Annotated in this window: 11 protein-coding genes; 7 read left to right on the top strand and 4 right to left on the bottom strand. The window is 72.2% G+C overall.

Going from position 1 to position 12,423, the window contains the following annotated elements; all coding sequences use genetic code 11:
* Positions 1-4: 4 nt before the first annotated feature.
* From AB0E94_RS11030 to AB0E94_RS11020, 3 genes are read left to right on the top strand one after another with little or no spacing between them, the layout of a single operon-like run.
* Positions 5-1,216 carry a hypothetical protein gene (locus tag AB0E94_RS11030; protein ID WP_360325064.1) on the top strand — a complete coding sequence of 404 codons (1,212 nt, stop codon included), beginning with the start codon at positions 5-7 and terminating at the stop codon, positions 1,214-1,216.
* Positions 1,213-2,643, top strand: a complete 1,431-nt coding sequence (locus AB0E94_RS11025) for a hypothetical protein (RefSeq protein WP_360325061.1) — start codon at positions 1,213-1,215, stop codon at positions 2,641-2,643. Before AB0E94_RS11030 ends, AB0E94_RS11025 begins: the two co-directional genes overlap by 4 nt.
* Positions 2,644-2,666: 23 nt before the next feature.
* The gene (locus AB0E94_RS11020) at positions 2,667-3,089 is read left to right on the top strand and encodes a nuclear transport factor 2 family protein (RefSeq protein WP_360325059.1); all 423 of its coding nucleotides are present in this window, start codon (positions 2,667-2,669) and stop codon (positions 3,087-3,089) included.
* Here the strand turns inward: AB0E94_RS11020 and AB0E94_RS11015 are convergent.
* The 3 genes from AB0E94_RS11015 to AB0E94_RS11005 are packed head-to-tail and all read right to left on the bottom strand — an operon-like array spanning position 3,044 to position 5,734.
* Positions 3,044-3,445, bottom strand: a complete 402-nt coding sequence (locus AB0E94_RS11015) for a nitroreductase/quinone reductase family protein (RefSeq protein WP_360325057.1) — start codon at positions 3,443-3,445, stop codon at positions 3,044-3,046. The two genes, AB0E94_RS11020 and AB0E94_RS11015, sit on opposite strands and share 46 nt — an antisense overlap.
* 47 nt (positions 3,446-3,492) lie before the next feature.
* Positions 3,493-4,950: a pentapeptide repeat-containing protein gene (locus AB0E94_RS11010; RefSeq protein ID WP_360325054.1), complete on the bottom strand. Its 1,458-nt coding sequence runs from the start codon at positions 4,948-4,950 to the stop codon at positions 3,493-3,495.
* A gap of 22 nt (positions 4,951-4,972) precedes the next feature.
* Positions 4,973-5,734, bottom strand: a complete 762-nt coding sequence (locus AB0E94_RS11005) for a hypothetical protein (RefSeq protein WP_360325052.1) — start codon at positions 5,732-5,734, stop codon at positions 4,973-4,975.
* A gap of 59 nt (positions 5,735-5,793) precedes the next feature.
* Between AB0E94_RS11005 and AB0E94_RS11000 the strand changes: the two genes are divergently transcribed.
* Positions 5,794-7,506: an alpha/beta fold hydrolase gene (locus AB0E94_RS11000; protein ID WP_360325050.1), complete on the top strand. Its 1,713-nt coding sequence runs from the start codon at positions 5,794-5,796 to the stop codon at positions 7,504-7,506.
* 798 nt (positions 7,507-8,304) lie between these two features.
* Here the strand turns inward: AB0E94_RS11000 and AB0E94_RS10995 are convergent.
* A complete protein-coding gene (locus AB0E94_RS10995; protein ID WP_317792406.1) occupies positions 8,305-8,751 on the bottom strand; it encodes an Lrp/AsnC family transcriptional regulator in 447 nt (148 codons plus the stop codon).
* Between the two features lie 193 nt (positions 8,752-8,944).
* Here AB0E94_RS10995 and pdhA point away from each other — a divergent pair, with 193 nt between their 5' ends.
* Genes pdhA through AB0E94_RS10980 form a run of 3 tightly spaced genes read left to right on the top strand, consistent with a single transcriptional unit; the run spans position 8,945 to position 12,422 of the window.
* A complete protein-coding gene (pdhA, locus tag AB0E94_RS10990) occupies positions 8,945-10,036 on the top strand; it encodes a pyruvate dehydrogenase (acetyl-transferring) E1 component subunit alpha (RefSeq protein WP_360325047.1) in 1,092 nt (363 codons plus the stop codon).
* Complete coding sequence (locus tag AB0E94_RS10985) at positions 10,036-11,019, top strand: alpha-ketoacid dehydrogenase subunit beta (protein ID WP_360325044.1); 984 nt, start codon at positions 10,036-10,038, stop codon at positions 11,017-11,019. The genes pdhA and AB0E94_RS10985 overlap by 1 nt, the downstream gene beginning before the upstream one ends.
* Entirely contained in the window at positions 11,004-12,422 is a 1,419-nt protein-coding gene (locus AB0E94_RS10980) for a dihydrolipoamide acetyltransferase family protein (protein WP_360325042.1), read from the top strand. Before AB0E94_RS10985 ends, AB0E94_RS10980 begins: the two co-directional genes overlap by 16 nt.
* Position 12,423: the final 1 nt, after the last annotated feature.

Raw genomic sequence — 12,423 nt, 5'->3', positions numbered from 1 at the left:
CGGGGTGCCGCCGCCCGAGGCCCCGGAGCGCCAGCCGCCGCCCAGCCGGGACGTCGGCCGGCAGATCACGGACCTCACCGCGGAACTCGACGACGACCAGCGGGACCGGCTGCTGCGGGCGGCCCTCGCGATGGCGGAGGCAGCCGTCGCACCCCTGGTGGCCCGGGCTGCCGACAACGGCGAACCGGCTGCTCTCGCGGCGCTGCGGGCCTGGCTGGCCGATCCGTCGCCGGTGACGCTCGCCGGTGTGCGGGCCGAACTGGAGGCCGACGACGGCAGCTGGTATGTCGACCCGTACCTGCCGAAACTCGACGTGGTGTTCGACTGCCTGCGGGCCGTGGAGCGCAACGATCTCGACTATGCGCTGCGGACCGGTGTCCGTACCATCGCCGAAGCCGCCCGCCTGGACCCGGACGCCCGCCGCACCGACCCGCGTCGCGGCCCGCTGGTCGCCCAAGTCCGGGCTCGCCGCTCCGCCGAGGAGGCGCTGCTGTTCGCCGGGCGGCTGATCCGGGCCGGGGCCGATCCGCTGCCGCCCGCACCGCCCGGGCCGATGTTGCGGCCCGGCGAGGATCCGTTCGAAGCCCTGCGGGAGACGCTCCCGGTCGCCGAGTGCCGCCGGGCGGGCCAGGTGGACTGGTTGCGGCTGCGGATGCTGCCCGGGGAACGGGCGGTCTACCTGGCAGGGCTGCGGGCGGCGGTCCCCGGGCCGGCCGTCGACGACGAACGCCTGCCGGGGATCGCCGAGCACCTGCTGAGCCAGTACGCCGGGCAGGCGCTGCGCCGCTGGCAGGCCGCGTTGTGGGTGCCGCCGTTCCCGGCCCCACACATCCCGGCCCGGCCGGATCGGCCGGACAGCCGGGCGCCGACCACCGAGGAGCTTGCCGACGGATTCCGGACCTACACCGCCGAGGGCCGGGAACTGATCTGGGCGCACGGCCTGCGGACCGCGAAAGAATGGCTGGCGGTGATCCGCGCAGGCGGCGGCCACCACGCCTACACGAGAAGCACCGACGAGGCGGTCCTCGAGCTGTCCCGGCGCCGGCCGCAGAATCCCGCCGACGCCGGCGACTGCGCGCGGAACCTGGAGCGGGCGATGCGGCACATCACCGAAGAACGAATCGCCCGCTGGCACGTGGACCTGGCCGCGGCGGCCTGCGAGGGTCGTGCCCCGGCCGCGCCGTCACCGTTCCCGATCCTGGAGGGGAACCGATGAGCCGCACGCGGGAACTGTTCGAGAGGTTTCGCACCGAGGTCCGCGACGACACCGCGTGGGACAGCGAGTTCACGCCCTCGCCGTACCATCCGGAAGGGAAGTTGATCGAATTTCTCGACGGTGTGCCGTTGGCCGAGACGGTGCCGCTGCTGCTGGACGCGCTGGCGGACCCCGAGCTCGGTTTCTGGGCCTGCTCCGGGCTGGAGCGGGTGGGGCCGGAGGCCGGTGGCACGGCAGTGACGGCCCTGACCGAGCTGATCGTCGCCCGGCGGGAGCCGCTCGGGATGGCGGCGGCCGCACTCGACGCGATCGCGCCGGAACGTGCCCGTGAGCTGGGCGTGCATCGCCTGCCCGAGGTGATGCCGTTCATGATCGGGCGGTACGTGTCGGCGGGTGTCACAGCGACCGCCGGATACCTCGAGTGGTTCGTCGCAACGCAGGCCGACGATGATGTGGTCCGGCTGTTCGGCGACGTCCGGATACACCGTCGGCTGGTTCACGACTGCCCGCCGCCGCTGGCCGCCCTGCTGCTCGGCCTGATCCGCGGTGGCCGTGGGGTGCCGCTTCGGCGGGTGGCGGCCGAGTTCCTGGCACTGTCGGGCGCGGCCGGTGTCACCGGGGAACTGATCGGGGCGCTGTCGGTGGGTGGTCCGTTGCCGCCGCTGGTGGTGGAGCGGGTCGCCGCGCATCCGGCGAGCGAAGCACTCGTGCCGCGGCTGATCGACCGGCCCGGCCATGCCGACGGCCTGGGCCGCCTGGTCGCCCGGCGCCGGTGTGCGGGGCTCGGCACCGATCCCGCTCAGTTGCGAGCGTTCCTGACGGATTCCCGGGACTCCGGTGTCGCCACGGTGATCGCCGAGCTGCGCGACGAGTCGATGCTCGTCCACCTGCTGCCCTTCCTGGGGGTGCCACGTGAGCACGAGGCGGCCCTTCGCGCCGTCAGCTCCTTCGGCGACCGGGGCCGGGTGCTGCTCGCCGAGGACCAGCGGCGGGAACTCGACGCGTACGAGCGGTATCGCACACCCGATTTCTGGCTCGGCTCCGGCGACCGGGAGTTCGTGCAGGGACGGATCGAGCCGTACGCGTTCGCCGCCTACGGTGACGCGCTGCTGCTCCGGCCGTCGGCGCATGCGGCGTTCCAGCTCGCGTGGATCGACCGGGCCTTCGGTGTCCCGATCACCGCCGACCGCGTCGACTGGATCCGGGCGCTCGGTTTCACCGACGAGGCGTTCCTGACCGAACTGGCCGAACCGGTCCGGCGGCCTCTGGATGGTCCCCGATTCGTCTGGGAGCGCAGGGACGACCCGGCCCGCAAGGAGGCGGCCGGCCTGCCGCCGGCGGAAGCCGCGAAGGTCCATCTCGAACGCGTCGGACAGGCGGTCAGAACCGTGCCGCCCGCCGACTTCGGTTTCGTCAGCGGGTCGTGACCGGCGCGGGGATAGAGTGGAGAGTGGAGCTCACTCATCAGCAGATCTTCGAGCGGTACCTGTACGCCGGCGCGATCACCCGTGACCCGGACGCGATCGCCGCGATGTTCACCGAGGACGGCGTCCTCGAAGCGCCCCTCGTCGCCGCGGGTCATCCGCTTCGCCACCTGGCCGGGCGGGACGCCATCCGGGCCGGGACCGCCGCCTACCACACCCGGCCGGCGCCGCCGGGCACGATCGACATCGAACGGACCGCCTACGTCCTGCACGACACCGCCGATCCGGCCGTGTTCATCGCCGAGATCGATGTCGTCCTGGCGCAAGCCGACGGCACCCGGACGACGATGTCGCTGGTGCAGATCTTCCGGCTGCGCAACGGGCGGATAGCCGTGCTGCGCGATTATTTCTCGGAACCCGAGCCGGAGCCCGAACCCGCCGCGGGCTGACCGAATTCGATCTCGACGAGCGGGCTTCCGGCGATCCAGCTCTCCAGGGTGCCGCCGTCCCAGTCCAGGGCCGGCACGATCTCGCCGAAGATGCGGACCCGCTCGTCGTGGTCGGTCACCGGGCGTCCCCGTACCGCCAGATCGAGATTTTTCAAATGCACCGTGAAAGCGGGCTGGGCGAGCACGTTGGCATACCAGTCACGCGAACCCGGGGTGCCGGTCAGCCAATAGCGGCCGGCCGCCTGGTAACGCCATGTCTCGATGCGGCGCGGCTGTCCGCTGCGCCGCCCGATCGTGGTGATCTCCACGGTCCGCTGCCGATCCAGTGCCTGCCATGCCTCGTCCGTACCGGTCATCGGCCCATCGTGCGACCTCAACCGGACTTCAGGTCAAGGGTCAAGGGTCAGCGGTTGATGATCCGGGACAGGCCGGCCACCACCGCGGTGGTCAGCACCCAGCCCATCACGACCAGCACGGCCGCCACGTACTGCGCGGCGCCGGCCGGTTTCCAGGCCGTGTCGTGGCCCAGATTGATGATCGGCAGGAGCAGGTCCAGCGCGTACAGGGCGGCCGACGGCTCCGGGGCCTCGGCCGGGTTGCGCGGCGGCGGTGGCCAGGCGGTGAACGCGGCCGCGCCGAGCGCCCAGAAGACGAGCAGCCAGAGGCCGGCCAGCCAGGTGCGGTAGCCGTACCCGACCAGGCCGTCGAGCAGACAGCCAGCGATCCGCCCGGGCAGGCGCAGGGTGGCCCGGCGGCGGCGCTGCCTCTCCAGCAGCACCCGGCGGGCCTCGACGTCCTGGCCACCGCGGCGGTACGCGTCGGCGAGCTGCTCGTACGGCTGTGGCATGTAGCCGTCCGGGCTGCGGCGCAGCCACTCCAGCCGGCGGCGGACCGGCACCGTGACCACCGCGGCCGGACCGGGCCGCCGACCCTTGAACGATCGCGCGATCAGCAGCCGGTACGTGCACCCGACCAGGTCCAGCCGGGCCGGCCACACCGCCGGGTCGTCGAAGAGGGTCTCGACCCGCAACCCGGACAGCCGCACCCGCCCGACCGGCGCCTCGGCGAAACACAGCCACACACTGTCGGCCTTTCCACCGCCCAGATGCAGTGCCCACCCGTCCGGGGCGGTCAGTTTCGCACCGACGAACCAGAGCTGACCACCCACCTGAACATGGATCAGAAGCAGATCACCGTGTACGTCGAACCCGTCCCCGGCACGCAGGTTCCCGCCGACCACCAAGCGGTCACCGGCGACCGCCCGCTTCGACGGGTTGCGCAGGACCGCCCCGTCGAGCACCAGGCTCCCGCCCACCTGGGCGCCGTCGAGCCACAGCTCCCCGGCCGCGTGCAGGCCGGCGCCGAGCAGGCTGCCGCCGACGGTCAGCCGGGCCGCGGCGAGCGCCCGGCCGGACGGGTTGTCCAGGCGGGCCCGCTCCAGGACGAGGTCACCACCGACCCGGGCGTCACACAGGTCGACCGGACCTTCGACGGCGCAGCCGGCCAGGCTGACGTCACCCCGCACCGCCACCAGCCGGGCCCGCAGCCCGCGCAGCTCGCAGCCGGTGAACCGCAGATCGGCCGGCTGCGCGCCGGAGAAGTCGACGGCCTCCTCGAACCGGCAGTCACGGAACCGCACCGGCACCGCGATCTCGGCGTCGGTGACGTCGACCGGGCCGGTGATGGTGGCGCCACGCAGCCGCAGCGCCGCCCGCGGATGCTCGGCCCGGTCGACGGGCCGGCACAGCAGGCCGGCCACCACCGCGCCGGGCAGGGGCGGATCACCCGCCGAGAACTCGATCTCGGCGCCGGCATGGAACGCCGCCCGGACCCGTCGCTCCACTGCGGACATTCGCGCCATACCGCGATGCTGTCACATCGGATCACGCCGGGCTGTCGGGCCGGGACTCCTCGAAATCCGCGCTGATCACCCGATGCGCCGGATTCGCCAGCGGCAGGCCGGCGAGGTGATTCTTCAGCCTTCGGGCCATCGGCAGAAAGGTCGCCAGGGTGAATCCACCGGACACCACAGCGCCGAGGATCGGGACGGCTTTGGAAATGGAACGGGCGAATGTCTGTTTCGCCATTTCCACCCCGAGGTAGGCGGCCACCTTCGCCACCACCGGGTAGACCAGGCCCTTGGTGATCGACTCCCGCGACGGCTCCTCGGCGAGCAGGCCGGCGACCCTCTCCACCGCGTCGCCCGCCGGCCGGATCCCGACCATCACGCCGACGAGGAGGGTCAGCACACCCTCGGACGCCTCGTCGACGTCGTCGCCGAACAGGTCGGGCCAGCTGTAGAGATACGCCAGCTGCTGCGCGATCCGCAGCATGTGCCCGAAATACTGGGCCGCGTCGGCGGGCACCGTGGCCGGCAGGAACAGCAGGCCGGGCAGCCCGGCAGCGGCCGACAGCGCACTGGCCCGGCCCGCCTCGGAGTTGATCGACTCGTTCGCCGCCCGGTCGAGGAATTCACGGGGAATACCGGCCGCCGCGGGGCTCTCGTCGATGGCGCGGCGAATCTCGTCCTCGGTGCAGAAACGCTTCAGGGCATCCCGAAGATATGCGGCCCGGTCGATTCGGACGCCGGGCAGTTTCGCGGCGCCCACCAGTACCTGGCTCTGCGCCATTTCACTCCCGCTCACGGCCAGGAATCTACAGCGCGGTGACAACGGACGATAGGATCCGCCGCGGGAGGGGCTCCTTGAGACGTACGCTGCTGCTTCTGCTCGTCCTGCTGGCCGGTGGCGCCTGGCTGATCGCCGGAGCCGGCGACGGCCTGCGCCGGGAGCACGTCACCGCGGCCGGGGTGCCGCTCGACGTGGTGCACCCGGCAGCCGGCGGCCGCCGTCCGGGTGTCGTCGTGGCGCACGGCTTCTCCGGGTCGGCCCGGCTGATGGCCCCGTTCGGTGACACCCTCGCCGCCCGCGGCTACCCGGTCGTGCTGCTCGACCTCGCCGGGCACGGCGCCAACACCCACCCGCTGCCCGATCAGACCGCGAGCACCGAGAACTCCACCGAGGCCCTGCAAGCCGACCTGGCCGCCGCGGTGGCGTACCTGCGCTCGATGCCCGACGTCGACCCGGCCCGGATCGCGCTGGTCGGGCACTCGATGGGCGCGGGCGCCGTCACCAGATACTCGGCCGCCCACCCGGACGTCACCGCGACCGTGGCGATCTCCCTGCCGAGCGCGGTCGCCGCCTCCGCCGAACGCCCGGCCCGGCTACTCACCGTCGTCGGCGGCCTGGAGTTCCCCGGCTTCCGGGAGGCCGCCACCACGGTCGCCGCGCAACGTGCCGACCGCGCGGTCCGGGTCATCCCCGGCGTCGAGCACATCACCGTCCTGTACGCGCCGGCCACCCATCGGGAGACGGTCGCCTGGCTCGACCAGACCTTCGGCGGGCCACTCGACAGCGCCGCGATCCCGTTCCCCGGCCGCCGTCTCGCCGGGGCCGCCCTGCTCGGGCTGGCCTTCCTGATCGGCTTCCACCCGCTGGTGGCCCGGATCGGCGTCGCACGTCCGGCGACACCACGGGGGACGCTCCGCACCCGCGTCACGGTCACGGTGGTCGCGACGGTTGCGGCGGCGGTCGGCGCGGTGACCGCCCGGCTCCTGCCGACCACGCTGCTGCCCCTCGCGATCGCCGGTTACGTCACCGTTTACGCAGCCGTCACCGGCACGATCCTGCTGCTGTACGACACCAGGCGCGCCCGTGCCGACAATGAGGCAGCCACGAGCGCCCGCGGCGGGAACGAGGCAGCCGGGCACGACGGCATCCCTGACGAGGCAGCCAGGAACGACGGCGCCCTTGACAAGGCGGCCGGGCACGACGGCGCCCTCGACGAGACGGCCAGGCACGGCGGCGCCCTTGATGAGGCGGCCGGGCACGGCGGTGTCCTTGATGAGGCGGCCGGGCACGGCGGTGTCCTTGATGAGGCGGCCGGGCACGGCGGTGTCCTTGATGAGGCGGGCGGGGATGACCGCTCGGCCGGGGCGGGGCTCGGCCGGGGCCGGCTCCTGCTGGTGCTGCCGTATGCGGCGATCGCGATCGCCGTACCCGTGCATCTGGGGTTGACCCATGCTTTGCCTGTCGGGGACCGCTGGTGGCTGCTTCTGATCATCTGGGCGGCGTTCGCCCTGTTCGCCTACGCGGCCGAACGTGTCACCGGCGGCGACCCGATCGCCCTGCTCGCGGTCGCCGCGGTCTTCGTGGTCGTGCTGGCCGCCGCGGCCGTCACCGGGCTGACCCACGGCTTCGTGGTGCTGGTGCTGTTCCCGCTGATCGGCCTGCTGCTCTGGCAGACACTGTGGAGCTTCCTGCTCAACCGGCGTTCCGCGCCCACCTGGCTGACCGCCCTGACCGGCGCCCTCGTCGTGACCTGGCCGCTCGCGGTGACCCTGCCACTGGTCGGCTGATGAAACCCATTCAGAGCCGGCCCACTCACGGCTCAGACCCCCGGGACCCGCTTTCGCTGGCCCCGCCCCGCCCGAAGACAGCGGGCCAGAACCGGCCACAACCGCCCGGCTAGCCGCCACAGCTGTCAAACGCGCCCCCGAACAGCGGCCAGAACCAGCCAATCCGGCGCGTCGAACGCCACCGGCGGGCAGCGCCGCAGCGATGACAGGAGCACACGTTGGCGTTGCGTGTGCCCGGGTCGTCGTCCCAGCGTGGCTGAACGCCCACGATCAGCCGTGCGTGTGCTCTCGTCCCTGCTCGGGCGATGACCAGCGCACGCAAACCGCCAACGTGTGCGCTGGTCAACGTTGCCGGCCCACGCCACCCACAGCAGCCGACCCCGCAGAACGAGCCACAGACCGCCAGCCGTCGCCCAGCACGGTAATGCCGCCCGCATTCCAGCGGTCAACGACGGCCGGCGGCCTCAGCCGTCGCTGAACACGGCAAAACCGCCCGCATTCCCGCGCTCAGCGACGGCCGGCGGTCCCAGCCGTCGCTGAACACGGTAAAACCGCCCGCATTCCAGCGGTCAGCGACGGCTCGCGGTCCCGGCCGTCGCTCACACAGGAAATACCGCCCGCATTCCGGTGCTCAGCGACGGCTCGCGGTCCCGGCCGGGAACAGACGGCAGATCCCGGCCACGGAGGCTCTGAATGGAGAGCTTTCGAGGTCCCAGCCTCCTGTCGATCTTGTGGAGTGGCGTGACCGAAGTCGACAAGATCTGTGGCAGGGCTGGCAGCGCACAGCAGTGTGGAGGTTTAGGGGGTGGGGCGGCCGGCTGGGGTGGACTCCTCGAAGAGCAGGAGGGTGCGGGTGCTCACCACTCCGGCCATGCCCTGGATCTCGTCGAGGACCAGGTGTCGCAGCTCGGTGTTGTCGGCCACCCGGACCAGCAGGATCACGTCGAAGTCGCCGCCGACCAGCCCGATGTGCACCACCCCGGGCAGGGAACGCAGGCGGCCCAGCACCTCACGCCAGTTCGCCTGCTGGAGGTTGAGCGTCACGTAGGCGGCCGTGGTCAGGCCGGCCGCGACCGGGTCGACGTCGGCGTGGAAACCGCGGATCACCCCGTCCTGCTGGAGACGGGCGACCCGGGCGTAGGCGTTGGCACGCGAGATGTGCAGCGTCTCAGCGAGCGTGCGCATGGACATCCGCCCGTCCCGGCCGAGTTCGGCGAGGATCCGCCGGTCGGTGTCGTCGATCATGCGGCCACCAGCCTTTCCGGCCACGCCCGGCCGCCCAACCCCGCGGGAACGTGCGTGGCCACCTGTCTTCTCGGGTGGGTCGACGGCGGCCGGGGCGAAGACGATCGGCCCTGGAAGACGGCCCTATGCGAAACAATATCTCGTCTTTTCCCCGCCTATGGTGATCGTTTGGCAAGCTGGACACAATTCCTGCATGACACGTGACGCAGCTCTCCTGCTGCCGTCCACGGAGCCGGTGACGCTCATCGACCCGGACGGCCACCCCGTTCCGCACGTCGGCCACGATCTGCCCGACCCTCAGGCACTGGTGCGTGCGTACGCCGCGCTGATCTCCGCCCGGCGTTTCAACGACCAGGCGAACGCCCTGGTCCGCCAAGGCCGGCTGGCCGTCTATCCGTCCTCGCACGGGCAGGAGGCCTGCCAGGTCGCCTGCGTCCAGGTGCTCGGCGACGGCGACTGGTTGTTCCCCACCTACCGGGACAGCGCGGCGATCGTGGCCCGCGGTGTCGACCCGGTGCAGGCGCTGACCCTGCTGCGCGGCGACTGGCACAGCGGCTACGACCCGCACGCCACCCGGGTCGCGCCGCAGGCCACGCCCCTGGCCACACATCTGCTGCACGCGGTCGGGGTGGCGCACGCGGCCCGGCTGCGCGGCGAGCCGACAGTCGTGATGGCGGTCTGCGGTGACGGCGCGACCAGTGAGGGCGACTTCCACGAGGCGCTCAACTTCGCTGCGGTCTTCCGTACCCCCGTGGTGTTCTTCATCCAGAACAACGAGTATGCGATCTCGGTCCCGCTGGCCCGCCAGACGGCGGCGCCGTCGCTGGCGCACAAGGGCATCGGGTACGGCGTGGCAGGCGAACGGGTCGACGGCAACGACGTCGCCGCCCTGCTGAAGGTGCTCGGCGCCGCCGTGGCGCGGGCGCGGGCGGGTGAGGGCCCGCAGCTGGTGGAGGCGCACACCTACCGGGTGCAGGCGCACACGAACGCCGACGATCCGGGTCGTTACCGTTCCGCCGACGAGGTGACCCCGTGGCTGGCCCGCGACCCGATCACTCGGCTGGAGACCTATCTGCTGGGGCGCGGGCTTCTCGACGATCAAACCTCGCGGGGGTACGCCGAGCAGGCCGAACAGTTGGCCGAGCGGATGCGGGCGGGCCTGAACGAGGAGACGTCGGCCGACTACCGGGACCTGTTCGCGCACGTCTACGCGCAGCCCACCCCGCAACTGCGGGAGCAGCAGGCCCTGGTCGCCGACGAACTGTCCCGTGAGGAGGTCAGCTGATGCCGGAGAAGATCACCATGGCCACCGCCCTGAACCGGGCGATGCGTGACGCGATGCGCGCCGACCCGTCGGTGGTCGTGTTCGGGGAGGACGTCGGCCCGCTCGGCGGTGTCTTCCGGGTGACCGACGGGCTGTCGGCCGAGTTCGGCGAGCAGCGCTGCTTCGACACGCCGCTCGCCGAGTCGGGGATTCTCGGCATGGCGATCGGGATGGCGATGAACGGGATGCGCCCGGTCGTGGAGATGCAGTTCGACGCGTTCGCGTATCCGGCGTTCGAGCAGCTGGTCAGCCACGCGGCGAAGATGCGCAACCGCACTCGCGGCCGGGTGGAGGTGCCGCTGGTCATCCGGGTGCCGTACGCCGGTGGGATCGGCGGGGTCGAGCATCACTGCGACTCGTCGGAGGCGTACTACGCGCACACGCCGGGCCTGCACGTCATCGCGCCGTCGGATCCGGCGGACGCGTACGGGCTGCTCCGCGAAGCGATCGAGTCGGCCGACCCGGTCGTCTTCCTGGAACCGAAGAAGCTGTACTTCTCGAAGGTCGAGGCGGATCTGACGGGTCAGGCGCCGCCGATCGGCAAGGCGGTGGTCCGCCGGCCGGGCACCGACGCCACGCTGATCGCCTACGGCCCAGCGGTGCCGGTGGCGCTGGAGGCGGCCGAGGCGGCCGCCCAGGAGGGCCGCAGCCTGCAGGTGGTCGACCTGCGCTCGATCGTGCCGTTCGACGACGAGACGGTGTGCGCGGCGGTCCGGTCGACCGGGCGGGCCGTGGTGGTCGCCGAGGCGGCCGGGTTCGCGAGTGTGTCGTCGGAGGTGGTGGCCCGTGTGACGGAACGCTGCTTCCACTCGCTGCACGCCCCGATCCGGCGGGTCACCGGTTTCGACATCCCCTACCCGCCGCCGAAGCTGGAGCACGTCCATCTCCCGTCGGTCGACCGCATCCTGGACGCCGTCGACGAGCTGCAATGGGAGTACGCGTGACCGCCCCCGCCCGCACCTTCGTCCTCCCGGATCTCGGCGAAGGCCTGACCGAGGCGGAGATCGTCCGCTGGCTCGTCGCCGAGGGCGACATCATCGTCGTCGACCAGCCGATCGTCGAGGTGGAGACCGCCAAGGCGATGGTCGAGGTCCCGTCGCCGCACGCCGGCCGGGTCGCCACCCGGCACGCCGCCGAGGGCAGCACGCTCGACGTGGGCGCCCCACTGATCACGGTCGCCGTGGAGAAAGCGGATCCGGCCACCGCGGAAAAAGCGGATCCGGCCGCCGTGAAGAAAGCGGAGAAAGCGGATCCGGGCGCCGCGAGCGAGACGGCCGCGGCCGCGACCTACCGCGAGGAGGAGCGGGCCGGATCGGGCAACGTCCTCATCGGGTACGGAACCACGCCCGGCCCGGCCGCAGCCGCCCGGCACCGCCGTCCCCGCAATTCCCGGCCGGCCGCTCCCGAGCCGCCCGCCCGCCCGGCCGCGCCGAAGGTGGCGTCGCCGCTGGTCCGGCGGCTGGCCCGGGAGAACGGCGTCGACCTGTCCACGCTCCGGGGCACCGGCCCGGGCAGCGTGATCACCAGGCAGGACGTCGAGGCAGCGGCCCGGACCAGGCACACACCGGCGGCCCCGGCGAGTGAACCGGCGGCCCGTCCCGCGGTGGCGCACAGTGGAACGACGACGTCCGCGCACGCCGGTGAGCCGGCGGCCGGGAGCGGGGAGCGGCGGGTTCCGCTGAACGGGTTCCGGAAGCAGGTGGCGGCCGTTCTCAGTCGCAGCCGGGCCGAGATCCCCGAGGCCACGGTGTGGGTGGACGTCGACGCGACCGCCCTGTGGGAGCTGCGCGAACGCGGCCGCGGCAAACCCGGCGCGCCGGGCCTGATGGCGTATGTGGCGCGGTTCACGGTGGCCGCGCTGCGAGAGTATCCGGTGTTCAACGCCCGCCTCGACACCGAACGGCAGGAGATCGTCGAACTCGACCGGATCAACCTCGGCATCGCCGTGCAGAGCCCTCGCGGTCTGGTGGTTCCGGCGGTGACCGGCGCCGGGACGATGACGGCGACCACCCTGGACGTGGCGATCCGGGACGTGACGGCACGGGCGCTGCGCGGCGAGTCGACACCCGCCGAACTGTCGGCCGGGACGTTCACGCTGAACAACTACGGCGCGTTCCGGGTCGACGGCAGCGCGGCGATCATCAACCACCCGCAGGTGGCCATGCTCGGCGTCGGCCGGATCATCGACCGCCCGTGGGTGGTGGACGGTGCTCTGGCCGTACGAAAGATCGCGCAGTTGTCCTTTGTCTTTGATCATCGGGTGTGTGACGGCGGCGCGGCGGCCGGTTTCCTGCGTTCGGTGGCCGATGCGATGGAGGATCCGTCGTCGGCGCTGGCCCGGCTGTGAC

The organism is Actinoplanes sp. NPDC026670 (assembly GCF_040638175.1).
In the GTDB taxonomy this organism is placed as follows: Bacteria; Actinomycetota; Actinomycetes; order Mycobacteriales; family Micromonosporaceae; genus Actinoplanes.
Note: the sequence above shows the minus strand (reverse complement) of the source record. Positions and strands in the feature narration are given on the sequence as shown.

Coding starts and splice junctions, on each gene's coding strand:
- AB0E94_RS11025 (WP_360325061.1), top strand. CDS start 1,213: ATGAGCCGCACGCGGGAACTGTTCGAGAGGTTTCGCACCGAGGTCCGC.
- AB0E94_RS11015 (WP_360325057.1), bottom strand. CDS start 3,445: ATGACCGGTACGGACGAGGCATGGCAGGCACTGGATCGGCAGCGGACC.
- AB0E94_RS11010 (WP_360325054.1), bottom strand. CDS start 4,950: ATGGCGCGAATGTCCGCAGTGGAGCGACGGGTCCGGGCGGCGTTCCAT.
- AB0E94_RS10995 (WP_317792406.1), bottom strand. CDS start 8,751: ATGATCGACGACACCGACCGGCGGATCCTCGCCGAACTCGGCCGGGAC.
- pdhA (WP_360325047.1), top strand. CDS start 8,945: ATGACACGTGACGCAGCTCTCCTGCTGCCGTCCACGGAGCCGGTGACG.
- AB0E94_RS10985 (WP_360325044.1), top strand. CDS start 10,036: ATGCCGGAGAAGATCACCATGGCCACCGCCCTGAACCGGGCGATGCGT.
- AB0E94_RS10980 (WP_360325042.1), top strand. CDS start 11,004: ATGGGAGTACGCGTGACCGCCCCCGCCCGCACCTTCGTCCTCCCGGAT.